The organism is Polynucleobacter sp. 80A-SIGWE (assembly GCF_018882295.1).
Lineage (GTDB): Bacteria > Pseudomonadota > Gammaproteobacteria > Burkholderiales > Burkholderiaceae > Polynucleobacter.
Window position 1 is genome coordinate 339,447 of record NZ_JACVOR010000001.1, and the last position, 26,187, is coordinate 365,633.

Genomic DNA, 26,187 nt, shown 5'->3' on the forward strand with positions numbered 1-26,187 from the left:
TGGCTTAGTAGTAAAAATTTTAATTTCGTGTGTTGGTTTAAGAGTTAACTAAGGGCAGACAAAAAAATGGCAAAAGAAAAGTTTGAGCGGACAAAACCGCACGTAAACGTAGGCACAATCGGTCACGTTGACCACGGTAAAACCACATTGACAGCAGCTATTGCAACTGTGCTTTCAAAAGCATTCGGTGGCGAAGCAAAAGCATACGATCAGATCGATGCTGCTCCAGAAGAAAAAGCACGCGGTATTACTATTAATACAGCACACGTTGAGTATGAGACAGCGAATCGTCACTACGCTCACGTTGATTGCCCAGGACATGCTGACTACGTTAAGAACATGATTACTGGTGCTGCTCAGATGGACGGCGCTATTTTGGTTTGCTCTGCAGCTGACGGCCCAATGCCACAAACTCGTGAGCACATCCTCTTGGCACGCCAAGTTGGTGTTCCATACATCATCGTATTTTTGAACAAGTGCGACATGGTTGATGACGCTGAGTTGTTAGAACTCGTAGAAATGGAAGTTCGTGAGCTTCTATCTAAGTACGACTTCCCAGGCGATGACACACCAATCGTTCAAGGTTCTGCTAAGTTAGCTCTTGAAGGCGACGAAGGCCCATTGGGTAAAGAAGCCATCATGAAGTTGGCTGAAGCACTTGACTCATACATCCCAACCCCAGAGCGTGCTGTTGACGGTGCGTTCTTGATGCCAGTAGAGGACGTGTTCTCTATCTCCGGTCGCGGTACTGTTGTTACAGGCCGTATCGAGCGCGGTATCGTTAAAGTTGGTGAAGAGATTGAAATTATCGGTATCAAACCAACACTCAAGACAACTTGTACTGGTGTTGAAATGTTCCGCAAATTGCTCGACCAAGGTCAAGCAGGCGATAACGTTGGTATCTTGTTACGCGGTACAAAACGTGAAGAAGTTGAGCGCGGCCAAGTATTGGCTAAGCCAGGTTCAATCACCCCACATACTCACTTTACAGCCGAGGTTTACATCTTGGGTAAAGATGAAGGTGGTCGTCATACTCCATTCTTTAACAACTATCGTCCACAGTTCTACTTCCGTACAACGGACGTAACTGGTTCAATCGAGTTGCCAAAAGACAAAGAAATGGTTATGCCTGGTGATAACGTCACGATTACCGTAAAACTCATCGCTCCTATCGCGATGGAAGAAGGTTTACGTTTTGCGATCCGTGAAGGTGGCCGTACTGTTGGCGCCGGTGTGGTTGCAAAGATTTTGGCTTAATAGTTTTAATAAAGGGGTGTAGCTCAATTGGCAGAGCGTTGGTCTCCAAAACCAAAGGTTGGGGGTTCGATGCCCTCCGCCCCTGCCACGATTTGAACTGAAAGTAATATGTCTCAACATACAGTAGGTCACTCTGAAGAAAAGAGCAGCTGGGTCTCCGGACTCGGTGCTTTAATCGTCGTTGCAGCGTTAGTTCTTTACTACACGTTGGCGGATCAATCTTTATTGATTCGTTTAGCCGTTTTGTTGGGCGGTATTGCTCTTGCAGTTTTAATTGTGGCAATGTCGCCTGATGGGCGTCGTTTTATCGCTTACGCAAAAGATTCTTGGTATGAAGTAAAAAAGGTTGTTTGGCCGACTCGTAAAGAGACGACTCAAATGACTCTAGTCGTATTTGGCTTTGTTCTGATCATGTCCTTGTTTTTGTGGATTGCAGACAAATTAATTGAATGGCTAGTTTTTTCAGTCTTCCTAGGCTGGAAGTGAGTAAAAAATGATTGATACTGAATTGGTCTCAAATCCACAGGCTACTGGCAATATGCGCTGGTACGTCATTCATGCGTATTCAGGCATGGAAAAAAGCGTTAAAAGAGGTCTAGAAGAGCGTATTGCACGCTCTGGAATGCCAGAAAAATTTGGCCGTATCCTGGTTCCATCCGAAGAGGTTGTAGAAATCAAGTCCGGTACTAAATCTGTATCTGAGCGCCGTTTTTTCCCAGGATATGTCCTGATTGAGATGGAAATGACCGATGAAAGCTGGCATTTGGTGAAAAACACTCCAAAAGTCACTGGATTCGTTGGTGGTGTTCGTAACCGCCCAAGCCCGATTTCAACAGCAGAAGTATCCAAAATCATGGACCAAATGCAGGCTGGGGTTGATAAGCCTAAGCCTAAGACCTTATTTGAGGTTGGTGAGATTGTGCGCGTTAAAGAAGGCCCATTTGTTGATTTCAACGGCAATATCGAAGAAGTCAATTATGAGAAGTCAAGATTGCGCGTTTCTGTTACAATTTTTGGCCGCGGTACCCCAGTTGAGCTGGAGTTCGGCCAGGTAGAAAAGATGTAAAAAACACCCAATTTAAGGGGGTTTTGTAGCAAAAAGTAGTATTTTTAAGTGGTTAGCAATAACCGAGGAGCGGATCTAGAAAGCCAAAAACTAGTGAAGCGTTTACTCAACAGCGGTCTTACCTAATGAGGTTAGGCGCGCTTTTAGGAGCAATCAATGGCAAAGAAGATCATTGGCTTTATCAAGCTGCAGATCCCTGCAGGTAAAGCAAATCCATCACCTCCCGTAGGTCCAGCATTGGGTCAACGCGGCCTCAATATTATGGAATTCTGTAAGGCGTTTAATGCTCAAACTCAGAGCATGGAACCTGGCCTTCCAATTCCAGTCGTGATTACAGCGTTTGCTGATAAGAGCTTCACTTTCATCATGAAGACTCCTCCAGCAACCATCATGATTAAGAAGGCTGCAAAGATCGAAAAAGGATCACCACGTCCACATACCGATAAGGTAGGAAAAATTACACGTGCTCAAGCAGAAGAAATTGCTAAAGCAAAAATGCCAGATTTGACAGCTGCTGATATGGATGCTGCTGTAAGAACAATCGCTGGTAGCGCCCGCTCAATGGGCATCACAGTGGAAGGTCTCTAATCATGACTAAGTTATCTAAGCGTTTAAAAGCAATCGAATCTAAGGTAGATCGCAATAAGTTTTATGCATTAGAAGATGCATTGAACCTCGTTAAAGAGTGTGCAACTGCTAAGTTTGATGAGTCTATCGACGTTGCAGTTCAGTTGGGTATTGATGCTAAGAAATCTGACCAAGTTGTGCGTGGAGCAGTTGTGCTCCCAGCTGGTACAGGTAAGCATGTTCGTGTAGCGGTATTTGCACAAGGCGAAAAAGCTGAACAAGCTAAAGCTGCTGGTGCTGAGATCGTTGGCATGGAAGACCTTGCTGACCAAATTAAAGGCGGCAAAATCGATTTCGATATTTTGATCGCATCCCCAGACACAATGAAGATCGTTGGTACTTTAGGTCAAGTATTGGGCCCACGTGGTTTGATGCCGAATCCAAAAGTTGGAACTGTTACTCCTGACGTTGCTACTGCAGTTAAGAATGCAAAAGCAGGTCAAGTGCAATTCCGTGTGGACAAAGCCGGTATCGTGCACGCAAGCATTGGCCGTCGTTCATTCGAGCCAGCTGCATTGAAATCAAACTTGCTCGCATTGCTTGAGGCTTTGAACAAAGCTAAGCCACCTGCATCTAAGGGCGTTTATTTAAAGAAGGTTGCCGTAAGCAGCACCATGGGTGCAGGCGTACGTGTTGACCAGGCATCGATACAAGCTGCTCAGTAATTAGCTTGTAGCAAAAAGAACTTTGGGTCGACTCCTACTCTTAGAGTGAGAGTCGAACATCAAAGACCGTTGGTGAATTATTTGCTTACTCAGAACTAATTCTTAATCGTTACGAAAGTAATAGCCAGCGCAGATGGCGACCCTGAAAAGATTTCACAAGATTCCCTTGTGACAAATGATCAGACGCTGGTGTGTAACCCCAACTGGAAACAGTTGGTTTTTTAGGAGTTAAACCGTGCCTTTGAATGTACAAGACAAAAAAGCGATTGTTGCTGATGTCGGCGCTCAATTGGCTGGAGCTCAAACAGTCGTGCTCGCTGAATACCGTGGTATTCCAGTAGAGCAGTTGACAAAGCTACGTGCTAGCGCACGTGACCAAGGTGTATATCTTCGCGTTTTGAAGAACACATTGGCACGCCGTGCTGCACAAGGCACACAGTTTGAGCCTCTTGCTGATTCGATGGTTGGCCCCTTGATCTACGGCATCTCTGCTGATCCGATTGCTTCGGCAAAAGTATTGCAGAACTTTGCTAAGACTCAAGACAAGCTAATCATTACTGCTGGCTTATATAACGGCAAGTTGTTAGATGTTGCGGGCGTTAAAGCTCTTGCAACAATTCCAAGCCGCGACGAGTTGTTATCTCAGTTGTTAGGTGTGATGTTGGCACCGGTATCTGCGATGGCTCGCGTATTGGGCGCAGTAGCAGCGCAAAAATCAGCCGGAGCACCTGCTCCAGTTGCAGCACCTGTAGTTGAAGCAGCAGCACCAGCAGCAGTAGTTGCTGAAGCCGCCGCTCCAGAAGCAAGTGCTGAGCCTGCAGCCGCAGCTCCAGAAGCTGGAACAGAAACACCTGAAACCCCTGCCGCTGAATAAGCGCAGATTAACTATTAAGTATTAGGAGCTAAAAATGGCGATTACCAAAGAAGAAATCATTGATGCAGTAGGTAGCATGTCCGTAATGGATTTGAACGACTTGGTTAAGGCGTTCGAAGAGAAGTTTGGCGTTTCAGCTGCAGCGATGGCTGTTGCTGGTCCTGCTGGCGCTGCTGGCGGTGCTGCTGCTGAAGAGCAAACAGAATTCACTGTTAACTTGCTCGAAGCTGGTGCAAACAAAGTTTCAGTAATTAAGGCTGTTCGCGAAATCACTGGCCTTGGCTTGAAAGAAGCTAAAGACTTAGTTGATGGCGCACCAAAGCCAATCAAAGAAGCTGTTGATAAGAAGACAGCTGAAGAAGCTAAGAAGAAGCTTGAAGAAGCTGGCGCTAAAGCAGAACTCAAGTAATACAAACTCAGTTAGTGCCCCTCAAAAAGGGGTGCTAGCCCTGTTGGGTTTGACCATTAGTGGTCAAACCCGATTTCATTTCTGATTGAAATCGGGTTTGCCTTCTGATACGACTGCAGAATGCAAGTTTGGTCGGACACTGGATCTTTCGATTTAGTGTTGTCCGCCAGTGATTGGTAGTGGCCAATCGCCAAATCTTTGTACAGTCGCTGAATTCGGAGATGAAATGAACTACAGCTTCACCGAACGCAAGCGAGTCCGTAAAAGCTTTGCTAAGCGAGTAAATAATCATCAGGTTCCATACCTGATCGCAACGCAGCTGGAATCCTACGCTAAATTTTTACAGGCTGAAAAGCCAGCAATGTCTCGTCTTACAGAGGGACTTCAAGCTGCCTTTACATCAGCATTCCCAATTGTGTCCAACAATGGTTACGCACGTATGGAATACGTGTCATACCAGTTGTCACAGCCACCGTTTGACGTTAAAGAATGTCAACAACGTGGTTACACATACCACTCAGCCTTACGTGCAAAAGTTCGCTTGATTATTTATGATCGCGAAGCACCTACTAAGGTTAAAGAGGTAAAAGAGAGCGAAGTCTACATGGGTGAAATTCCACTCATGACTGATAACGGCTCTTTTGTTATCAACGGTACTGAGCGCGTTATCGTTTCTCAGTTGCACCGTTCCCCAGGGGTGTTCTTTGAACACGATAAGGGCAAGACACATAGCTCAGGTAAGTTGCTGTTCTCAGCACGTATCATTCCTTACCGTGGTTCATGGCTCGATTTCGAGTTTGATCCAAAAGATATTCTGTACTTCCGCGTTGACCGTCGTCGTAAGATGCCTGTCACTATTTTGCTCAAAGCAATTGGTTTAAACAACGAACAGATTCTTGCAAACTTCTTTAACTTTGATCATTTCTCATTGAGCGCAAATGGCGCATCAATGGAATTTGTTCCAGAGCGTTTGCGTGGTCAGTTAGCTAGCTTTGATGTGCTCGACAAGAATGGCGTTGTAGTCATTCAAAAAGATAAGCGTATCAATGCAAAACATATTCGTGAACTCGAAGCCGCTAAAACTAAAAACATCGTAGTTCCAGATGACTACTTAGTTGGCCGCGTAGTTGCACGTAACATCATTGATCCAGACTCTGGCGAAATCTTGGCTTACGCTAATGATGAAATCACTGAAGAGTTGTTGGCTACATTGCGCGATGCAGGCATCAAACAATTGGAAACCATTTACACCAATGATTTAGATTCTGGTGCGTATATTTCTCAGACATTGCGTACTGATGAAACTGCGGATCAAATGGCTGCTCGTATCGCCATCTATCGCATGATGCGTCCTGGTGAGCCTCCAACAGAAGATGCTGTTGAAGCTTTGTTCCAGCGTTTGTTCTACAACGAAGATAGTTACGATTTATCACGCGTTGGCCGTATGAAAGTTAACAGCCGTCTCGGTCGTTCAGAGATGGAAGGCAAAATGGTTTTGTCGGATGAAGATATCCTCGACACCATTAAGTCTTTGGTTGACTTGCGTAACGGTAAAGGCGAAGTCGATGACATCGATCACTTAGGTAATCGTCGCGTACGTTGCGTAGGTGAGTTGGCAGAGAATCAATTCCGTGCAGGTTTGTCACGTGTTGAGCGTGCGGTTAAAGAACGTCTCGGCCAAGCCGAAACTGAAAACCTCATGCCGCATGATTTGATTAACAGCAAGCCAATCTCTTCAGCAATTCGTGAGTTCTTCGGTTCTTCACAGTTGTCCCAGTTTATGGACCAAACAAACCCATTGTCAGAGATCACGCACAAGCGTCGTATTTCTGCATTGGGACCTGGTGGTTTGACACGTGAGCGCGCAGGTTTCGAAGTGCGTGACGTACATCCAACCCACTATGGACGTGTTTGCCCAATTGAAACTCCAGAAGGACCAAACATTGGTCTGATCAACTCACTCGCCTTATTTGCGCGTTTGAATGAGCATGGTTTCTTAGAGACTCCATATCGTAAAGTTTCCAATAGCAAAGTAAGCGACGAAGTTGTTTACCTCTCTGCGATTGAAGAAGCGAAATACGTTATTGCTCAGGCAAATGCAACGATCGACAAGAGCGGTAAGTTAGCCGATGAATTGGTTTCAGCGCGTCAAGCTGGTGAGACCATGATGGTTAGCCCAGAGCGCATCGATTTCATCGACGTTGCTCCAAGCCAGATCGTTTCTGCTGCTGCTTCATTGGTTCCATTCTTGGAGCATGATGATGCGAACCGTGCGTTGATGGGTGCGAATATGCAACGTCAAGCGGTTCCCTGCTTGCGTCCAGATAAGCCATTGGTTGGTACAGGTTTAGAGCGCATTGTTGCGGTTGACTCAGGTACAGTTATTTTGGCTTCCCGTGGCGGTATCGTTGACTATGTTGACGCAAACCGTGTAGTTATTCGTGTAAACGATGACGAGACAGCGGCTGGTGAAGTTGGTGTGGATATTTATAACCTCATCAAGTACACCCGTTCAAACCAAAATACCAACATCAACCAACGTCCAATCGTTCAGGCTGGTGATCGTGTAGCCCGTGGCGACGTAGTTGCTGATGGTGCATCTACCGACTTAGGTGAGTTGGCTTTGGGTCAAAACATGACTGTGGCATTTATGCCATGGAACGGTTACAACTTCGAAGATTCAATCTTGATCTCTGAGAAAGTTGTTGCTGATGACCGTTACACCTCTATTCATATTGAAGAGTTGTCGGTTGTTGCTCGTGATACTAAGCTTGGTTCAGAAGAAATTACACGCGATATCTCCAACTTGGCTGAGTCACAACTCTCCCGTTTGGATGAGAGCGGTATTGTTTACATCGGTGCTGAAGTTGAAGCTGGTGACGTATTGGTTGGTAAGGTAACTCCAAAGGGCGAGACTACTCTCACTCCGGAAGAGAAGCTCCTCCGTGCGATCTTCGGTGAAAAAGCATCTGATGTTAAAGATACTTCTTTGCGCGTTCCATCTGGAATGATCGGTACTGTTATTGATGTTCAAGTCTTTACCCGTGAAGGTATTGAGCGCGATGCACGTGCACAGTCAATTATTCAAGAAGAATTACAACGCTATCGTTTGGACTTAAACGACCAGTTGCGTATTGTTGAAGGCGATGCCTTCATGCGTTTAGAAAAGCTGTTGATTGGCAAAGTTGCCAATGGCGGTCCACAGAAGTTGGCTAAAGGCACTAAGATCGACAAGGAATACCTTGCTAGCTTAGATAAATACCATTGGTTTGATGTTCGTCCAGCAGATGATGAGGTTGCCACACAAGTTGAGGCAATCAAATCTTCTATCGAAGCAAAGCGTAAGCAATTTGATGAAGCTTTTGAAGAAAAGCGCACCAAACTTACCCAAGGCGATGATTTGCAGCCTGGCGTAACGAAGATGGTTAAGGTGTACTTGGCAGTTAAGCGTCGCTTACAGCCTGGTGACAAGATGGCCGGTCGTCACGGTAACAAAGGCGTGGTTTCTAAAATCGCCCCTGCAGAAGACATGCCATTTATGGCTGACGGACGCCCTGTTGACATCGTCTTGAACCCATTGGGTGTTCCTTCCCGTATGAACGTAGGTCAGATCTTGGAAACCCACTTAGGTTGGGCAGCTCAAGGTATTGGTAAGCGTATTGATGAGATGGTTCGTCAACAAGCTAAACAAGCTGAACTCCGTAAGTTCATGAAGCAGCTTTACAACGAAACCGGTCGTATCGAAGATATCGATAACTTCACTGATGAGCAGATTACTGTTTTGGCCGAGAATTTACGCCAAGGCTTACCATTCGCTACTCCAGTGTTTGACGGTGCAACTGAAGCTGAAATCGGACGCATGCTCGAGTTGGCCTATCCAGAAGAAGTAGCTACTTCTTTGAAGATGACGCCTTCACGTCAGCAAATGATTTTGTGTGACGGCCGTACTGGCGATCAGTTTGAGCGTCCTGTAACTGTTGGTGTAATGCACGTATTGAAACTCCACCATTTGGTCGATGACAAGATGCATGCACGTTCAACCGGACCTTACTCGTTAGTAACGCAACAGCCACTGGGCGGTAAAGCTCAGTTTGGTGGTCAGCGCTTTGGTGAGATGGAAGTTTGGGCCCTCGAAGCATACGGTGCTTCATATGTCTTGCAGGAAATGCTGACAGTGAAGTCCGATGACGTCGCAGGCCGTACCAAGGTTTACGAAAACATCGTCAAGGGCGAGCACACAATTGATGCTGGCATGCCCGAATCCTTCAACGTGTTGGTAAAAGAAATCCGCTCGTTGGGTATTGACATTGACATGGAGCGCAACTGATATGAAAGCATTGCTCGATTTATTTAAGCAAACGCAGGGTGATGAGCAGTTTGATGTCATCAAGATTGGTCTTGCATCCCCTGAGAAAATTCGCTCATGGTCTTTTGGTGAAGTACGCAAACCAGAAACCATCAACTACCGGACTTTTAAGCCCGAGCGTGATGGTTTGTTCTGCGCCAAGATTTTTGGGCCAACCAAAGACTACGAGTGCTTATGCGGTAAGTACAAGCGTTTAAAGTTCCGTGGCGTTATCTGTGAGAAGTGTGGCGTTGAAGTTACGCTTGCTAAGGTACGTCGTGAGCGCATGGGCCACATTGAGTTGGCAGCCCCTGTAGCGCACATCTGGTTCTTGAAGTCATTGCCATCCCGTTTGGGTATGGTTCTCGATATGACATTGCGTGATATCGAGCGCGTTCTTTACTTTGAAGCATATGTAGTTGTTGATCCTGGCATGACTCCTGAAGGCGCGATGAAGCGCGGTCAGATCATGTCTGAGGACGAGTACATTGCCAAGACTGAAGAGTATGGTGACGGTGCATTTACCGCCATCATGGGCGCTGAAGGTATTCGTGATCTCCTGCGTTCGATTGATATCGACCGCGAAGTTGAGACCATTCGTGCTGACTTGAAAGCTACTGGTAGCGATGCCAAGATCAAGAAATACGCTAAGCGCTTAAAAGTGCTCGAGGCGTTCCAGACTTCAGGTATCAAGCCTGACTGGATGATCATGGAAGTATTGCCAGTATTGCCACCTGAATTGCGCCCATTGGTGCCATTGGATGGCGGTCGCTTTGCTACTTCAGATTTGAACGACCTCTATCGTCGCGTGATTAACCGTAACAACCGTCTCAAGCGTTTGTTAGAGTTGCGCGCACCAGAGATCATCGTTCGTAACGAAAAACGTATGTTGCAAGAAGCGGTTGACTCATTGCTCGACAACGGTCGTCGCGGTAAGGCTATGACTGGCGCTAACAAGCGTCCTCTCAAGTCCTTGGCTGAGATGATTAAAGGTAAGAGCGGTCGTTTCCGTCAAAACTTGTTGGGTAAACGTGTTGACTACTCAGGTCGTTCAGTCATCGTGGTTGGCCCTACATTGAAATTGCATCAGTGCGGCTTACCAAAATTGATGGCCTTGGAATTGTTCAAGCCATTTATTTTCAACAAGCTTGAGACTTTGGGAATTGCAACCACTATTAAGGCTGCGAAGAAAGAAGTTGAAAGTCAGACTCCAATCGTTTGGGACATTCTCGAAGAAGTGATTCGTGAACATCCAATCATGTTGAACCGTGCGCCTACATTGCACCGTCTCGGTATCCAGGCTTTCGAGCCAATGCTGATTGAAGGTAAAGCAATCCAATTGCACCCATTAGTCTGCGCGGCATTTAACGCCGACTTTGACGGTGACCAAATGGCGGTTCACGTTCCTTTGTCGCTCGAAGCGCAAATGGAAGCACGTACATTGATGTTGGCTTCGAACAACGTGTTGTTCCCAGCTAACGGCGAGCCATCCATCGTTCCTTCACAGGACGTGGTGTTGGGTCTGTACTACGCTACTCGTGACAAGATTAACGGTAAAGGCGAAGGCATGGTCTTCGCAAATATCACTGAAGTAATTCGTGCATACGAGGCCGGCCAGGTTGAATTGGCTTCACGCGTTGCTGTACGTATTACTGAGTTCGAGATTGTGGACAAGAAGGCAGAGGGCGAAGCGCGTTTTGCTGAAAAGACCAAGATCTATCAAACTTCAGTTGGCCGTGCAATCTTGTCAGAAATTTTGCCTAAAGGCATGTCTTTCGAGGAAATCAATAAGCCTCTGAAGAAAAAAGAAATCTCACGCTTGATCAACACTTCATTCCGTAAGTGCGGTCTTCGTGAAACAGTTATTTTTGCTGACCGTCTCTTGCAGTCTGGTTTCCGCTTGGCGACTAACGCCGGTATCTCGGTTGCGATCGACGATATGCTAATTCCAACTTCTAAAGAGCGCATCATCACTGAAGCATCTACCAAGGTTAAGGAATATGACAAGCAGTTCATGTCAGGTCTCGTAACCAATCAAGAGCGTTATAACAACGTGGTTGATATTTGGGGTGCCGCTGGTGACCAAGTTGGTAAGGCGATGATGGATGAGTTGTCACACGTTGACGTACTCGACCGTAACGGTAAAACTGTGCGTCAAGAATCTTTCAATTCCATCTACATGATGGCGGATTCTGGTGCGCGTGGATCTGCAGCGCAGATTCGTCAGTTGGCTGGTATGCGTGGTTTGATGGCGAAGCCTGATGGCTCCATTATTGAAACTCCAATTACTGCGAACTTCCGTGAAGGTTTGAACGTGTTGCAGTACTTCATCTCAACCCACGGTGCTCGTAAAGGTCTGGCCGATACAGCGTTGAAGACAGCAAACTCTGGTTACTTGACACGTCGTTTATGCGACGTAACTCAAGACCTCGTGGTTATTGAAGAAGATTGCGGCGCAACTTCTGGCGTAACGATGAAGGCGCTTGTTGAAGGCGGTGAAATTATCGAAGCATTGCGTGACCGTATTTTGGGTCGTGTATGTATCGGTGACATCGTTCACCCTGACACACAAGAAGTCATTGTTCCTAACGACACATTGCTCGACGAAGATCATGTTGATCAAATCGTTGCATTGGGTATCGACGAAGTTAAAGTTCGCACAGTATTGTCATGCTTAACTCGCTTTGGCTTGTGCGCTAAGTGCTACGGCCGTGATTTAGGTCGCGGTGGTTTGGTGAACGTTGGTGAGGCAGTTGGCGTTATCGCTGCTCAGTCAATCGGTGAGCCAGGCACACAGTTAACTATGCGTACCTTCCACATTGGTGGCGCAGCGTCACGTGCACTAGTTGCAAGCAACATCGAAGCTAAGTCTAATGGCGCTTTGAAGTTCTCAGGCACGATGCGCGTTGTTAAGAATGCAAAAGGTGAGCAGATCGTGATTTCACGTTCAGGCGAAGCTTTGATCATTGACGACAACGGTCGTGAGCGCGAGCGTCATAAAGTGCCTTACGGCGCAACTCTCTTGTTAAAAGAGGATGCTGCAGTCAAGGCTGGCGCAAGCTTAGCAACTTGGGATCCGTTAACACGTCCAATCATTTCTGAGTACGCCGGTATTGCTCGCTTCGACAACGTTGAAGAAGGCGTTACTGTAGCTAAGCAGGTTGACGAAGTAACCGGCCTCTCCACTTTGGTGGTGATTGACGGTAAGCGTCGTAGTGCTGCTAGCAAAGGCGTTCGTCCAATGATCAACTTGGTTGATGACAAGGGCGGCGAAGTGATGATTGCGGGTACAGATCACCCAGTAAACATCGGTTTGCAAGTTGGCGCTTTGATCACTGTTAAAGATGGTCAAAAAGTTGAAGTTGGTGAAGTATTGGCACGTATTCCAATCGAATCACAGAAGACTCGCGACATTACCGGTGGTTTGCCACGCGTTGCTGAATTGTTCGAAGCACGTTCACCAAAAGATGCTGCTGTATTGGCTAAAGTAACTGGAACAGTTTCCTTCGGTAAAGAAACCAAAGGTAAGCAACGTTTAGTTATTACTGATATGGATGGCGAAGCTAATGAATTCTTGATTCCTAAAGAGAAACAAGTTCTCGTTCATGACGGTCAAGTTGTGAACAAGGGCGAGATGATTGTGGAAGGCCCTGCCGATCCGCATGACATCTTGACACTCAGAGGTATTGAAGAGTTGGCGATCTACATCGTGGACGAAGTTCAAGACGTTTACCGTTTGCAAGGCGTGAAGATTAATGACAAGCACATTGAAGTCATCGTGCGTCAAATGTTGCGTCGTGTGCAAATTACTGATGGTGGCGATACTGCCTACATCACTGGTGAGCAAGTTGAGCGTTCTAAGTTGTATGACGCAAACGATGCTGTGATTGCACAAGGTAAGCGCCCAGCTCAGTTCGAGAATGTGTTGCTCGGTATTACTAAGGCATCCTTGTCGACAGACAGCTTCATTTCAGCGGCTTCTTTCCAAGAAACCACCCGAGTATTGACCGAAGCCGCAATTATGGGCAAGACCGATACACTCCGTGGCCTCAAGGAAAACGTCATTATTGGTCGCCTGATCCCTGCTGGTACCGGCTTGTCTTACCGCCGTGCACGCAAGGTCAGAGAGCAATTCGAGCGTGATCGCGCTCAAATGATTGCCGCCGAAGAGGAAGCAATGGCTGATATGCCTGTAGAAATAGAGGCTGAAGTGATTGCTCCTGCTGGGGAGGCTGATCCAAGCTAATTTGGTATTCCTGGCCAGAAATGGCCAGTTTTTTCCCTCGAGGTTGACGGAAAGGGCTGGCCAGGCTAGAATGCTGAGTTCTACTGATTCAGAAGAGGGTCGTTTTGACCTAGGCTTTCTCTAAGTCATTGATTTTCTTGAAGAAAGCAACAAAGAAGTACTAACCGAGCTATTTTATGCCAACAATTAATCAATTATTACGTAAGCCAAGAACCCGGCTGACCGTTAAAAGCAAGAGCCCTGCGCTGCAAAACAGCCCGCAGCGCCGTGGTGTATGTACACGTGTGTACACAACCACTCCTAAGAAGCCTAACTCTGCGCTACGTAAAGTAGCTAAAGTTCGCTTAACCAATGGTTTTGAAGTGATTTCATACATTGGTGGTGAAGGCCATAACCTCCAGGAACACTCAGTAGTGTTGATTCGTGGTGGTCGTGTAAAGGATTTGCCAGGTGTTCGTTACCACATCGTTCGTGGCTCACTTGACTTGCAAGGTGTTAAAGACCGTAAGCAGTCACGTTCCAAGTACGGTGCTAAGCGCGCTAAGAAAGCTGCTTAATAGCAACTTAAAGTATTTGCAGTAAGTCTTCGTTTGTCAGACTTTAAAGACAAGTAAGTGGCCGTTCCGTCTAGGGATTCTCTGGATAGTAGGACGGCCGGAGCGGGTGATCCATGTGGGCCACCCCTAACTGAACTGAAGGAGTAGTTATGCCACGTCGTCGTGAAGTTCCCAAACGGGAAATCTTGCCTGATCCAAAATTCGGCAATGTAGAAGTAGCAAAATTCATGAACGTCCTGATGTTGGACGGCAAGAAATCGGTTGCAGAGCGTATCGTTTACGGTGCCTTTGATCACATCGAGAAAAAAGCAAACAAAGAACCACTCGAAGTTTTCTCAACAGCTATGGGCAACGTTAAGCCAATGGTTGAGGTGAAGAGCCGTCGTGTTGGTGGCGCTAACTACCAGGTACCTGTTGAAGTTCGCCCATCACGCCGTTCTGCTTTGGCAATGCGCTGGGTGCGCGAAGCCGCTAAAAAGCGCGGTGAAAAATCTATGGCTCAACGTTTGGCCAACGAATTATTAGAAGCTGCAGAAGGTCGCGGCGGAGCAATGAAGAAGCGCGAAGAAGTTCACCGTATGGCAGAAGCTAACAAAGCTTTCTCACATTTCCGCTTCTAATCGCACAGTAAAGAAAAGGTACCAACAGTGGCACGTAAAACCCCTATCGACAAATACCGCAATATCGGTATTTCTGCGCACATTGACGCAGGTAAGACAACAACAACAGAGCGCGTTTTGTTCTACACCGGTGTTAATCACAAAATTGGTGAAGTACATGATGGTGCTGCAACCATGGACTGGATGGAGCAAGAGCAAGAGCGTGGTATCACGATTACTTCTGCTGCTACTACAACGTTCTGGAAGGGCATGGCTGGTAATTTCCCAGAGCACCGTATCAACATTATTGATACCCCAGGACACGTAGATTTCACTATTGAAGTTGAGCGTTCAATGCGCGTTTTGGATGGCGCTTGCATGGTTTACTGTGCAGTAGGTGGTGTACAGCCACAATCCGAAACTGTTTGGCGTCAGGCTAACAAGTATCAAGTTCCACGTTTAGCTTTCGTAAACAAGATGGACCGTACTGGTGCGAACTTCTTCAAGGTCTACGACCAAATGAAGATGCGTCTCAAAGCAAATCCTATCTTGATCCAAATTCCAATCGGCGCTGAAGAAAACTTCAAAGGCGTTGTGGACTTGGTGAAGATGAAGGCCATCTATTGGGATGAGGCTTCACAAGGTACAAAATTTACTTACGAAGATATCCCTGCTGAATTGCAAGCTTCTGCTGAAGAGTGGCGCGAGAAAATGCTCGAAGCTGCTGCAGAGAGTTCAGAAGAGTTGATGGAAAAGTATCTTGGCGGCGAAGGCTTGACCGAAGAAGAAATTAAAGCAGCATTGCGTCAACGTACTATCGCCAATGAAATCGTTCCAATGTTGTGCGGAACAGCTTTCAAAAACAAAGGTGTTCAGGCGATGTTGGATGCGGTTGTTGAATTGTTGCCTTCACCATTGGACGTTCCACCAGTTCCATGTGAATTGGAAGATGGCACACCAACAACACGTGAAGCTTCTGACAATGCGAAGTTTTCAGCATTGGCATTTAAGATCATGACTGACCCATTTGTTGGCCAGCTCATCTTCTTCCGTGTTTACTCAGGTATAATGAAATCTGGCGACACAATCTACAACCCAATCAAGGGTAAAAAAGAGCGTGTTGGTCGTTTGTTGCAAATGCATGCAAACGAACGTGAAGAAATTAAAGAAGTGTTCGCTGGCGATATCGCTGCTGCAGTTGGTCTAAAAGACGCAACTACTGGCGAAACATTATGTGATCCAGATAGCATTGTTATTTTGGAGCGCATGGTATTCCCAGAGCCAGTGATCTCTCAAGCTGTAGAGCCAAAGACAAAAGCTGACCAAGAAAAAATGGGTCTTGCTTTGAATCGCTTGGCACAAGAAGATCCTTCTTTCCGCGTGAAGACAGACGAAGAGTCTGGCCAAACAATTATTTCCGGTATGGGCGAGCTCCACTTGGAAATTTTGGTTGACCGTATGAAGCGTGAATTCGGTGTTGAAGCAACTGTTGGTAAGCCACAAGTTGCATACCGTGAAACGATTCGTAAGGTTTGCGAAGAGATCGAAGGTAAATTCGTTAAGCAGTCTGGTGGTCGTGGTCAATACGGTCACGTGGTATTGAAGTTAGAGCCACAGGCACCAGGAAAAGGTTTTGAATTCGTTGACGCTATTAAGGGCGGTGTTGTTCCACGTGAATACATCCCTGCAGTAGAAAAAGGAATTATCGAAACATTGAACTCCGGTATTTTGGCTGGCTATCCAGTTGTAGATATCAAAGCAACATTGTTCTTCGGTTCATACCATGACGTTGACTCTAACGAAAACGCATTTAAGATGGCGGGCTCGATGGCATTCAAAGACGGTATGCGCAAAGCATCACCAGTGTTGCTTGAACCAATGATGGCTGTTGAAGTTGAAACACCAGAAGATTTCATGGGTAACGTAATGGGTGACCTCTCATCACGTCGCGGTATTTTGCAAGGTATGGATGACATTCCAGGGGGCGGTAAGATCGTTCGCGCTGAAGTGCCATTGGCAGAGATGTTTGGTTACTCAACTGGCTTGCGCTCGTTGACCCAAGGTCGCGCTACCTACACCATGGAATTTAAGCATTATTCCGAAGCACCTAAGAACGTTGCTGAAGCAGTTATGGCTGCTAAAGCGAAGTAATTTATCCACATTATTTTGAATATTGACTAGCTAAGAAGGCAGACAAAAAAATGGCAAAAGAAAAGTTTGAGCGGACAAAACCGCACGTAAACGTAGGCACAATCGGTCACGTTGACCACGGTAAAACCACATTGACAGCAGCTATTGCAACTGTGCTTTCAAAAGCATTCGGTGGCGAAGCAAAAGCATACGATCAGATCGATGCTGCTCCAGAAGAAAAAGCACGCGGTATTACTATTAATACAGCACACGTTGAGTATGAGACAGCGAATCGTCACTACGCTCACGTTGATTGCCCAGGACATGCTGACTACGTTAAGAACATGATTACTGGTGCTGCTCAGATGGACGGCGCTATTTTGGTTTGCTCTGCAGCTGACGGCCCAATGCCACAAACTCGTGAGCACATCCTCTTGGCACGCCAAGTTGGTGTTCCATACATCATCGTATTTTTGAACAAGTGCGACATGGTTGATGACGCTGAGTTGTTAGAACTCGTAGAAATGGAAGTTCGTGAGCTTCTATCTAAGTACGACTTCCCAGGCGATGACACACCAATCGTTCAAGGTTCTGCTAAGTTAGCTCTTGAAGGCGACGAAGGCCCATTGGGTAAAGAAGCCATCATGAAGTTGGCTGAAGCACTTGACTCATACATCCCAACCCCAGAGCGTGCTGTTGACGGTGCGTTCTTGATGCCAGTAGAGGACGTGTTCTCTATCTCCGGTCGCGGTACTGTTGTTACAGGCCGTATCGAGCGCGGTATCGTTAAAGTTGGTGAAGAGATTGAAATTATCGGTATCAAACCAACACTCAAGACAACTTGTACTGGTGTTGAAATGTTCCGCAAATTGCTCGACCAAGGTCAAGCAGGCGATAACGTTGGTATCTTGTTACGCGGTACAAAACGTGAAGAAGTTGAGCGCGGCCAAGTATTGGCTAAGCCAGGTTCAATCACCCCACATACTCACTTTACAGCCGAGGTTTACATCTTGGGTAAAGATGAAGGTGGTCGTCATACTCCATTCTTTAACAACTATCGTCCACAGTTCTACTTCCGTACAACGGACGTAACTGGTTCAATCGAGTTGCCAAAAGACAAAGAAATGGTTATGCCTGGTGATAACGTCACGATTACCGTAAAACTCATCGCTCCAATCGCGATGGAAGAAGGTTTACGTTTTGCGATCCGTGAAGGTGGCCGTACTGTTGGCGCCGGCGTGGTTGCAAAGATTTTGGCTTAATAGCAGTAAATATTTAGCGGTTTGCTAACCGGTGACGTCCGTGCTGCGGATGTCACCGAGCTCTTTAGAAATATAACGTGGCAGCACCACAACGCTCTTTGGAATTAATATGCAAAACCAAAAAATTCGTATTCGTCTTAAAGCATTTGATTACCGTTTGATCGACCAGTCTGCAGCTGAAATCGTTGATACAGCTAAGCGTACTGGTGCAGTTGTTAAGGGTCCAGTACCTTTGCCAACACGTATCGAGCGCTTTGACATTCTCCGTTCACCACACGTAAACAAGACATCACGTGACCAGTTAGAGATTCGTACCCATTTGCGTTTGATGGATATCGTTGATCCTACAGAGAAAACAGTAGATGCCTTGATGAAATTAGACCTCCCAGCAGGTGTGGACGTCGAAATTAAGTTGCAGTAATTCAGTATTTCCAGTCTTAGCGCTTGCCAAGACTGGCCTTTCGGGATAGAATCTAAGGCTTCGCTCAATTATTTGGGCGAATTTAAAGGTTTTATCAGCATTAAAAACGTCGTAACTTATTGATTTAGAAGTACTTTTACTTGTAAATCACTTAAATTAATTTTGCCGACCAATCGAAGTCGGCGTGGAGCATGAATATGAGCTTAGGCTTAATCGGTCGCAAGATCGGCATGACCCGTCTATTTACGGACGAAGGGGAAGCAATTCCTGTCACCGTAATTGACGTGAGCGACAACAGAATCGCTCAAATCAAGACCCAGGCAACTGATGGCTATGATGCTATCCAGTTGGCACATGGCACACGTAGAGCTACACGCGTTACCAAAGCAATGGCTGGTCACTTCGCTAAAGCGGGTGTGATGGCTGGTAACGGTCTCAACGAATTTCATTTAGATGCAGCAAAAATCGCAGAAATGACACCAGGACAAGTAATTCCTGCTGACACTGCATTTGCTGCCGGCCAAAAAGTGGACGTACAAGGTGTAACGATTGGTAAAGGCTATGCCGGTACCATCAAGCGCCATCACTTCGCTTCAGGTCGCGCGTCACACGGTAACTCACGTTCACATAACGTGCCGGGTTCTATCGGTATGGCGCAAGATCCAGGTCGTGTTTTCCCAGGTAAGCGCATGACAGGCCACCTTGGTGACGAAACACGCACTGTACAAAATTTAGTCATCGCACGCATTGATGCAGAACGCAATCTCATCATGGTTAAAGGCGCTATTCCAGGTGCCCCAGGCGGTAAAGTTATTGTTACTCCAGCGGTGAAGACACCGTTGAAGAAGAAATAAGGAGAGCGAATATGGAACTTAAGCTTCTCCAAGACAACGGAACTTTGGGCGCAGGCGTTCAAGCCTCACCAGAAGTATTCGAGCGCGAATATAACGAAGCATTGGTACACCAAGTTGTTGTGGCTTACCAAGCAAATGCACGTAGTGGTAACCGTGCACAAAAAGACCGTGAGCAAGTTAAGCACACAACCAAAAAACCTTGGCGTCAAAAAGGTACTGGTCGTGCACGTGCTGGTATGAGCTCTTCCCCGCTGTGGCGTGGAGGTGGTCGTATATTCCCGAATTCACCTGAAGAAAATTTCAGCCAAAAAGTAAACAAGAAAATGTACCGCGCTGGTATGAGATCAATTTTGTCTCAATTAGCACGCGAAGGTCGTTTGAATGTTGTTGACCAATTTAATCTTGATGCTCCAAAGACTAAAGTTTTAGCTGACAAAGTTAAAGCAATGGGCTTGGATTCAGTCTTGATCATCGTTGATCAGGTTAGCGAGAATTTGTACTTGGCATCACGCAACTTGCATAAGGTTGCTGTATGTGAGCCACAGCACGCTGATCCATTAGCTTTAGTTCAATACAAAAAAGTATTGGTAAGCAAAGCAGCGATCGCAAAAATTGAGGAGTTGCTGAAATGAGCCAAGTCCGTAAAAACGATCACAGCTTGATGAAGGTTCTGCTTGGACCGGTTATCTCTGAAAAAGCAACTATGGTTGCAGAGAAAAACGAACAAGTGGTATTCCAAGTTACACGCGACGCTAATAAGAGCGATGTGAAACAAGCGGTTGAGTTGCTCTTCAAAGTGCAAGTTGACTCTGTTCAAATCGTAAATCAAAAAGGTAAGCCAAAGCGCTATGGCCGTTTTGAAGGTCGTCGTGACCACACTAAGAAGGCCTACGTTAGCTTGAAGCCAGGTCAAGAAATTAACTTTGAAGCGGAGGCGAATTAATCATGCCTTTGATGAAGACAAAACCGACCTCACCAGGTCGTCGCTCAATGGTCAAGGTGGTCAATCCTGACCTCCATAAAGGTAAACCTTTTGCACCATTGCTCGAGCCACAGTTTCAAAAAGCGGGCCGTAACAACAACGGTCACATCACTACCCGTCATAAAGGTGGTGGTCATAAGCATCACTATCGTGTTGTTGATTTCAAACGCAATGACAAAGATGGTATTCCAGCAAAAGTTGAACGCTTGGAATACGATCCAAACCGCAGTGCAAATATTGCATTGATCGTGTTTGCTGATGGTGAGCGTCGCTATATTCTTGCTGCAAAAGGCATGACTGTTGGTCAGGCATTGATGAGTGGCTCTGAAGCCCCAATCAAGTCTGGTAACAACTTGCCAATCCGCAACATTCCAGTTGGTAGCACGATTCACTGTGTAGAAATGTTGCCAGGTAAAGGTGCTCAAATCGCACGTTCTGCTGGCGGCTCCGCCGTGTTATTGGCTCGTGAAGGTGTATACGCTCAGGTGCGCTTGCGCTCAGGTGAAGTACGTCGTATTTTGATCGATTGCCGTGCCACTATTGGTGAAGTTGGTAATGAAGAGCATAGCTTGCGCGTTATCGGTAAAGCTGGTGCAAATCGCTGGCGTGGTATTCGCCCAACCGTTCGCGGTGTGGCAATGAACCCAGTAGATCACCCACACGGTGGTGGTGAAGGTAGAACTGGCGAAGGCCGTGTACCTGTCTCCCCATGGGGCACACCAACCAAAGGTTATCGTACACGTCGCAATAAGCGTACAACTTCGATGATCGTTCAACGTCGTCAAAAACGTTAAGCGATAAGGATAAATAGATATGACACGTTCAGCTAAAAAAGGCCCATTTTGCGACGCCAGCTTAGTAAAAAAAGTTGAAGTTGCACAAGCCAACAAAGACAAAAAGCCGATCAAAACTTGGTCACGCCGTTCAACAATCCTCCCAGACTTTATTGGTCTGACGATTGCTGTGCATAACGGTCGTCAACACGTTCCGGTATATGTATCAGAAAACATGGTGGGTCATAAGTTAGGCGAATTTGCCTTGACCCGTACTTTCAAAGGTCACGCTGCTGACAAGAAAGTAACGAAGAAGTAAGGGGATGATGATGGAAGTTAAAGCTATTCACAAGGGCGCCCGCATTTCTGCGCAAAAGACACGTTTGGTCGCTGATCAAATCCGTGGTTTGCCAATTGCTCGCGCTATGAACATTTTGAATTTCAGCCCCAAGAAAGCTGCCTTCATTGTGAAGAAAGTTGTTGAGTCCGCAATGGCCAACGCTGAACACAATAAGGGTGCTGATATTGATGAGCTCAAGGTTTCAACAATTATTGTTGATAAAGGTACTTCCTTGAAGCGCTTCACAGCACGTGCTAAGGGTCGCGGTAATCAAATCGAAAAACAAACATGTCACATCACCGTGACCTTGAGTAACTAAGGGAAGATATGGGACAAAAGATAAACCCAACCGGATTCCGACTCTCGGTAACGAAGAACTGGACATCAAAGTGGTATGCAAACAATACTGATTTTGCGAAGATGCTTAAAGAGGACGTAGATGTCCGCATCTATCTCAAGAAGAAGTTGAAGAATGCATCAGTAAGTAAAGTTATTATCGAGCGTCCTGCAAAGAACGCGCGTATCACTATTTACAGCTCACGCCCAGGTGTTGTGATCGGTAAAAAAGGTGAAGATATTGAAGTTCTCCGTCGTGAACTCCAGAAGCGTATGGGCGTTCCAGTCCATGTGAACATCGAAGAAATTCGTAAGCCTGAAGTTGATGCTCAATTGATCGCTGACTCTATTACTCAACAGTTAGAGAAGCGCATCATGTTCCGCCGTGCAATGAAGCGTGCAATGCAAAATGCAATGCGCCTAGGTGCACAAGGAATCAAGATCATGTCTTCTGGTCGTTTGAATGGCGCTGAAATTGCACGTCGCGAATGGTACCGTGAAGGTCGTGTTCCACTTCATACACTGAAGGCTGATATTGATTACGCAACTTCAGAAGCGGAAACAACATACGGCATCATCGGTGTAAAAGTTTGGGTATACAAAGGCGATACATTAGGCCGCGGTGCTGATGCTGTAGCAGTAACAGCAGAGCCAGCAGCTGAAGAGAAAAAGCCACGTCGCGCACCAGCTAAAACAACCGCACGCAAACCAGCAGCTGACAGCAAGCCTTTAGTTGCTGCTAAGCCAGCGGTAAAGCGTGCACCGAAAGCCGCTGAAGCCCCAAGTGCTGAAGCGCAGAAGTCAGGAGAGTAAGCATGCTACAACCAAAGCGTCGTAAGTATCGCAAGGAACAAAAGGGACGTAACACTGGCGTGGCAACACGCGGTAGTTCAGTAGCCTTTGGTGACTTTGGATTGAAAGCTATTGGCCGTGGTCGTTTGACTGCACGTCAGATTGAATCTGCACGTCGCGCAATGACACGTCACATTAAGCGTGGTGGTCGTATCTGGATTCGTATTTTCCCAGACAAGCCAATTTCACAAAAGCCAGCTGAAGTACGTATGGGTAACGGTAAAGGTAATCCAGAGTACTACGTAGCAGAAATTCAACCAGGCAAGATTTTGTACGAGATGGATGGTGTGGATGAAGGTTTGGCGCGCGAGGCTTTCAAGCTTGCTGCTGCTAAGTTGCCATTGCAAACCACTTTCGTGATTCGCCACTTAGGTTGATCGGGATAGAGATTATGAAAAAGACAGAATTAGCATCCAAAGATCTGGTTGCCTTGAACGCAGAATTAACAGAGCTCTTGAAGACTAGCTTCAAGCTCCGTATGCAAAAGGGTACTCAGCAACTCACAAATACCAGCCAATTGGGTAAAACTAAGCGTGAAATTGCTCGCGTAAAGACTTTTATTACTCAAAAAACTGCACAGAAATAAGGAAAAAGGGATATGACAGAATTATCTAAACCCTTGCGCCGCACCCTTGTGGGTCGTGTCGTTAGCGATAAAATGCAAAAAACTGTGACTGTGCTAGTTGAGCGCCAAGTAAAACATGCGCTTTATGGCAAATATGTTGGACAGTCCAAAAAATACCATGCTCATGACGAAGCTGGCCAATACAAGATGGGTGATACCGTTGAAATTGCTGAATCTAAGCCAATTTCACGCACTAAATCTTGGGTTGTGACCCGTTTAGTTCAAGAATCCAAAGGTATTTAAAGAAATATTAGGGATTTTGGCGAACTTTCTTGCCAAATCCCTGTTTTGCGTAGTATGATAGAAAGCTTCTCTGGTTTTATTGGGAGAAGCAGTGTTTTTTCATTAATTCCGGGTTTTAACTTTCGTTAAAGCCCATAGACGGAACCAAGACTGTTTGCCTTTGGCTAACAAGTTGGGGATTAAAAAATGATTCAGACCGAAAGTAGATTACAGGTCGCCGATAACACAGGCGCCAGTGAAGTTTTGTGCATCAAGGTATTGGGCGGCTCTAAGCGTCGTTACGCCAGTATCGGTGATGTCATTAAAGTGACTGTAAAGTCCGCTGCTCCACGTGGCCGTGTAAAAAAAGGTGATATTTATAACGCCGTAGTAGTGAGAACTGCTAAGGGTGTTCGCCGTCCAGACGGCTCATTGATTAAGTTCGATGGAAACGCTGCGGTATTGCTCAACGCTAAGTTAGAGCCAATCGGCACACGTATCTTTGGACCAGTTACGCGCGAATTGCGTACTGAGAAGTTCATGAAGATCGTTTCTCTCGCCCCCGAAGTTATTTAAGAGGCTGATATGAAAAAGATTCGTAAAGGTGATTCAGTAGTTCTGTTGACTGGCCGCGATAAGGGCAAGCAAGGAACAGTTACAGCCGTTCTCGAGAACAAATTAGTAATCGAAGGCGTAAATATTTACAAAAAGAGCGTTAAGCCAAATCCAGCAGCCGGTGTTACTGGCGGCATGATTGACAAGACGATGCCTGTTCACATTTCTAATGTGGCTGTGGTTGACGGTAACGGCAAACCATCACGTGTTGGTATCAAACTCGTGGACGGTAAAAAGCAACGTTTCCTCAAAACCACTGGCGCAACTTTAAGCGCATAAGGGGCACGGAGAAATTATGAGCACACGTTTTCAAGAACACTATCAAGCTAAAGTTGTTGCTGATTTGATCGCCAAGTTTGGTTACAAGTCAGTAATGGAAGTTCCACGTATCACTAAGGTAACCCTGAACATGGGCTTGGGCGATGCAGTGAACGACAAGAAAATTATCGAAAATGCAGTTGGTGATTTGACTAAAGTAGCAGGTCAAAAGCCAGTTGTGACAAAAGCGAAAAAAGCGATTGCTGGTTTCAAAATTCGTCAAGGTTACCCAATCGGTGCCATGGTGACATTGCGCGGTCAGCGCATGTATGAATTTTTAGATCGTTTCGTAACTGTTGCTTTGCCACGCGTACGTGACTTCCGCGGAATTTCCGGTAAGGCATTTGACGGCCGTGGTAACTACAACATCGGCGTTAAAGAGCAAATCATTTTCCCTGAAATCGAATACGACAAAATTGACGCCCTCCGTGGTCTCAATATCAGTATTACGACGACCGCTAAGACTGACGAAGAAGCAAAAGCTTTGTTAGCAGCGTTCAAATTCCCATTCCGCAATTAAGAGGCTAACGTGGCAAAACTATCCCTAATTGAGCGCGAGAATAAGCGCGCTAAAACTGTAGAGAAGTACGCTGTAAAGCGTGCTGAACTCAAGGCAATCATTGCTGATCAATCACGCAGTGATGAAGAGCGCTATGAAGCTCGCTTGAAGCTACAGGCACTTCCACGTAACGCAAGCCCGATTCGTCAAAGAAATCGTTGTTCATTAACCGGTCGTCCACGCGGTGTATTCAGTAAGTTTGGTTTAGCGCGTAGCAAGATTCGTGAAATCGCCTTCCGTGGCGAAATCCCCGGTTTAACCAAGGCCAGCTGGTAAGCGGCGAAAGAATTAGGAGAACTCATGAGTATCAGCGATCCAATCGCCGACATGTTGACAAGGATCCGCAATGCGCAAGCAGTGCAGAAACCCGTAGTCTTGATGCCGTCGTCAAAAGTTAAAGTAGCTATTGCAAAAGTCTTGCAGGATGAAGGTTATATCGATAGTTTTGAAATCAAAGGTGAAGCAGCTAAGCCAGTGCTACACATTGAACTCAAATACTACGCAGGCCGCCCTGTTATTGAGCGTATTGACCGTGTTTCTACACCAAGTCTACGCATCTACAAAGGCCGCCACGACATTCCTGAAGTGATGAATGGCTTGGGCATTGCAATTATTTCAACCCCACAAGGCGTAATGACAGACCGCAAAGCTCGTGCAAACGGCGTTGGTGGCGAAGTTATTTGCTACGTCGCGTAAGGAGAGAAATATGTCCCGCGTTGGTAAATCACCTATTCCAGTCCCTAAGGGCGCTGAAATCAGCATCAACGGTGCAAACATTACTGTTAAAGGCCCATTGGGAACTTTGACACATAACTTGCATCCTTCTGTTGGTTTGAAACAAGAAGATGGCGTATTGACAGTTGTTTTAAATAACGACACACCAGAAGCTGGTGCACAGTCAGGTACAGCCCGCGCTTTAGTAAACAACATGGTTGTTGGCGTAACTACTGGCTTTGAGCGCAAGCTCAGCTTGGTAGGCGTTGGTTACCGTGCTGCTGCTCAGGGCGAAACATTGAAGTTGCAGTTAGGTTTCTCACACGACATTATTTACAACCTGCCAAAGGGTGTAAAAGCTGAGACTCCAACTCAAACTGAAATCATTATTAAAGGTTCCAACAAGCAGCAAGTTGGCCAGGTTGCTGCTGAAGTTCGCGCATACCGTTCACCAGAGCCATACAAAGGCAAGGGCGTTCGCTACGTGGATGAGGTTGTACACCTGAAAGAAACTAAGAAGAAGTAAGCGAGATTAAAAA

General features: G+C 46.3%; 29 protein-coding genes, 1 tRNA gene and 1 pseudogene. All 31 read left to right on the top strand.

Annotated elements, in window-relative coordinates; genetic code table 11:
- Positions 1 to 66: 66 nt before the first annotated feature.
- Positions 67 to 1,257, top strand: a complete 1,191-nt coding sequence (tuf, locus tag ICN25_RS01790; protein WP_215302340.1) for an elongation factor Tu — start codon at positions 67 to 69, stop codon at positions 1,255 to 1,257.
- A 12-nt stretch (positions 1,258 to 1,269) separates the two neighbouring features.
- Positions 1,270 to 1,345 (top strand) — tRNA-Trp (locus tag ICN25_RS01795).
- 20 nt (positions 1,346 to 1,365) lie between these two features.
- Positions 1,366 to 1,743: a preprotein translocase subunit SecE gene (gene secE, locus ICN25_RS01800; RefSeq protein WP_216178752.1), complete on the top strand. Its 378-nt coding sequence runs from the start codon at positions 1,366 to 1,368 to the stop codon at positions 1,741 to 1,743.
- Positions 1,744 to 1,750: 7 nt separating this feature from the next.
- Positions 1,751 to 2,323, top strand: a complete 573-nt coding sequence (nusG, locus tag ICN25_RS01805; protein ID WP_216178753.1) for a transcription termination/antitermination protein NusG — start codon at positions 1,751 to 1,753, stop codon at positions 2,321 to 2,323.
- A 156-nt stretch (positions 2,324 to 2,479) separates the two neighbouring features.
- Complete coding sequence (gene rplK, locus ICN25_RS01810) at positions 2,480 to 2,911, top strand: 50S ribosomal protein L11 (protein ID WP_011901890.1); 432 nt, start codon at positions 2,480 to 2,482, stop codon at positions 2,909 to 2,911.
- Positions 2,912 to 2,913: 2 nt separating this feature from the next.
- Positions 2,914 to 3,615 (top strand): 50S ribosomal protein L1, encoded by a 702-nt coding sequence (rplA, locus tag ICN25_RS01815; RefSeq protein WP_015420223.1) that lies wholly within the window; start codon positions 2,914 to 2,916, stop codon positions 3,613 to 3,615.
- 235 nt (positions 3,616 to 3,850) lie between these two features.
- Positions 3,851 to 4,363, top strand: a pseudogene (gene rplJ, locus ICN25_RS01820) (50S ribosomal protein L10); the annotation flags it as partial.
- Positions 4,364 to 4,523: 160 nt separating this feature from the next.
- A complete protein-coding gene (gene rplL / locus ICN25_RS01825) occupies positions 4,524 to 4,898 on the top strand; it encodes a 50S ribosomal protein L7/L12 (RefSeq protein WP_011901893.1) in 375 nt (124 codons plus the stop codon).
- Positions 4,899 to 5,124: 226 nt separating this feature from the next.
- Positions 5,125 to 9,225, top strand: a complete 4,101-nt coding sequence (rpoB, locus tag ICN25_RS01830; RefSeq protein WP_216178755.1) for a DNA-directed RNA polymerase subunit beta — start codon at positions 5,125 to 5,127, stop codon at positions 9,223 to 9,225.
- A gap of 1 nt (position 9,226) precedes the next feature.
- Positions 9,227 to 13,489 carry a DNA-directed RNA polymerase subunit beta' gene (gene rpoC, locus ICN25_RS01835; protein ID WP_216178756.1) on the top strand — a complete coding sequence of 1,421 codons (4,263 nt, stop codon included), beginning with the start codon at positions 9,227 to 9,229 and terminating at the stop codon, positions 13,487 to 13,489.
- A 176-nt stretch (positions 13,490 to 13,665) separates the two neighbouring features.
- Positions 13,666 to 14,046: a 30S ribosomal protein S12 gene (rpsL, locus tag ICN25_RS01840; RefSeq protein ID WP_041484791.1), complete on the top strand. Its 381-nt coding sequence runs from the start codon at positions 13,666 to 13,668 to the stop codon at positions 14,044 to 14,046.
- A gap of 149 nt (positions 14,047 to 14,195) precedes the next feature.
- Complete coding sequence (gene rpsG / locus ICN25_RS01845) at positions 14,196 to 14,666, top strand: 30S ribosomal protein S7 (RefSeq protein ID WP_015420229.1); 471 nt, start codon at positions 14,196 to 14,198, stop codon at positions 14,664 to 14,666.
- 27 nt (positions 14,667 to 14,693) lie between these two features.
- A complete protein-coding gene (gene fusA, locus ICN25_RS01850) occupies positions 14,694 to 16,796 on the top strand; it encodes an elongation factor G (protein ID WP_216178757.1) in 2,103 nt (700 codons plus the stop codon).
- Positions 16,797 to 16,846: 50 nt separating this feature from the next.
- The gene (gene tuf, locus ICN25_RS01855; protein ID WP_215302340.1) at positions 16,847 to 18,037 is read left to right on the top strand and encodes an elongation factor Tu; all 1,191 of its coding nucleotides are present in this window, start codon (positions 16,847 to 16,849) and stop codon (positions 18,035 to 18,037) included.
- 109 nt (positions 18,038 to 18,146) lie between these two features.
- Positions 18,147 to 18,458, top strand: a complete 312-nt coding sequence (rpsJ, locus tag ICN25_RS01860) for a 30S ribosomal protein S10 (protein WP_011901899.1) — start codon at positions 18,147 to 18,149, stop codon at positions 18,456 to 18,458.
- Between the two features lie 197 nt (positions 18,459 to 18,655).
- Positions 18,656 to 19,312, top strand: a complete 657-nt coding sequence (gene rplC, locus ICN25_RS01865) for a 50S ribosomal protein L3 (protein ID WP_046329376.1) — start codon at positions 18,656 to 18,658, stop codon at positions 19,310 to 19,312.
- Positions 19,313 to 19,323: 11 nt separating this feature from the next.
- Positions 19,324 to 19,944: a 50S ribosomal protein L4 gene (rplD, locus tag ICN25_RS01870; RefSeq protein ID WP_015420233.1), complete on the top strand. Its 621-nt coding sequence runs from the start codon at positions 19,324 to 19,326 to the stop codon at positions 19,942 to 19,944.
- Entirely contained in the window at positions 19,941 to 20,255 is a 315-nt protein-coding gene (gene rplW, locus ICN25_RS01875) for a 50S ribosomal protein L23 (RefSeq protein WP_076024545.1), read from the top strand. The genes rplD and rplW overlap by 4 nt, the downstream gene beginning before the upstream one ends.
- A gap of 2 nt (positions 20,256 to 20,257) precedes the next feature.
- Positions 20,258 to 21,088 (top strand): 50S ribosomal protein L2, encoded by an 831-nt coding sequence (gene rplB / locus ICN25_RS01880; protein ID WP_216178758.1) that lies wholly within the window; start codon positions 20,258 to 20,260, stop codon positions 21,086 to 21,088.
- Positions 21,089 to 21,107: 19 nt separating this feature from the next.
- Positions 21,108 to 21,386 carry a 30S ribosomal protein S19 gene (gene rpsS, locus ICN25_RS01885; protein WP_011901904.1) on the top strand — a complete coding sequence of 93 codons (279 nt, stop codon included), beginning with the start codon at positions 21,108 to 21,110 and terminating at the stop codon, positions 21,384 to 21,386.
- A gap of 7 nt (positions 21,387 to 21,393) precedes the next feature.
- Positions 21,394 to 21,726 carry a 50S ribosomal protein L22 gene (gene rplV / locus ICN25_RS01890; RefSeq protein WP_215300499.1) on the top strand — a complete coding sequence of 111 codons (333 nt, stop codon included), beginning with the start codon at positions 21,394 to 21,396 and terminating at the stop codon, positions 21,724 to 21,726.
- 8 nt (positions 21,727 to 21,734) lie between these two features.
- The gene (rpsC, locus tag ICN25_RS01895; RefSeq protein WP_215387033.1) at positions 21,735 to 22,556 is read left to right on the top strand and encodes a 30S ribosomal protein S3; all 822 of its coding nucleotides are present in this window, start codon (positions 21,735 to 21,737) and stop codon (positions 22,554 to 22,556) included.
- 2 nt (positions 22,557 to 22,558) lie between these two features.
- Positions 22,559 to 22,972, top strand: coding sequence for a 50S ribosomal protein L16 (gene rplP / locus ICN25_RS01900; RefSeq protein ID WP_015420238.1), 414 nt, complete (start codon positions 22,559 to 22,561; stop codon positions 22,970 to 22,972).
- Positions 22,973 to 22,986: 14 nt separating this feature from the next.
- On the top strand, positions 22,987 to 23,181 hold the full coding sequence (rpmC, locus tag ICN25_RS01905; protein ID WP_015420239.1) for a 50S ribosomal protein L29: 195 nt from the start codon (positions 22,987 to 22,989) through the stop codon (positions 23,179 to 23,181).
- Between the two features lie 12 nt (positions 23,182 to 23,193).
- Positions 23,194 to 23,463, top strand: coding sequence for a 30S ribosomal protein S17 (gene rpsQ / locus ICN25_RS01910; protein WP_076024550.1), 270 nt, complete (start codon positions 23,194 to 23,196; stop codon positions 23,461 to 23,463).
- 186 nt (positions 23,464 to 23,649) lie between these two features.
- Entirely contained in the window at positions 23,650 to 24,018 is a 369-nt protein-coding gene (gene rplN, locus ICN25_RS01915) for a 50S ribosomal protein L14 (RefSeq protein ID WP_015420241.1), read from the top strand.
- 9 nt (positions 24,019 to 24,027) lie between these two features.
- A complete protein-coding gene (gene rplX, locus ICN25_RS01920) occupies positions 24,028 to 24,336 on the top strand; it encodes a 50S ribosomal protein L24 (RefSeq protein ID WP_011901911.1) in 309 nt (102 codons plus the stop codon).
- A gap of 16 nt (positions 24,337 to 24,352) precedes the next feature.
- Positions 24,353 to 24,895: a 50S ribosomal protein L5 gene (gene rplE, locus ICN25_RS01925; RefSeq protein ID WP_015420243.1), complete on the top strand. Its 543-nt coding sequence runs from the start codon at positions 24,353 to 24,355 to the stop codon at positions 24,893 to 24,895.
- Between the two features lie 9 nt (positions 24,896 to 24,904).
- Positions 24,905 to 25,210: a 30S ribosomal protein S14 gene (rpsN, locus tag ICN25_RS01930; RefSeq protein ID WP_015420244.1), complete on the top strand. Its 306-nt coding sequence runs from the start codon at positions 24,905 to 24,907 to the stop codon at positions 25,208 to 25,210.
- Between the two features lie 24 nt (positions 25,211 to 25,234).
- Complete coding sequence (gene rpsH, locus ICN25_RS01935) at positions 25,235 to 25,630, top strand: 30S ribosomal protein S8 (RefSeq protein ID WP_015420245.1); 396 nt, start codon at positions 25,235 to 25,237, stop codon at positions 25,628 to 25,630.
- A gap of 10 nt (positions 25,631 to 25,640) precedes the next feature.
- Complete coding sequence (gene rplF, locus ICN25_RS01940) at positions 25,641 to 26,174, top strand: 50S ribosomal protein L6 (protein WP_062307051.1); 534 nt, start codon at positions 25,641 to 25,643, stop codon at positions 26,172 to 26,174.
- Positions 26,175 to 26,187: the final 13 nt, after the last annotated feature.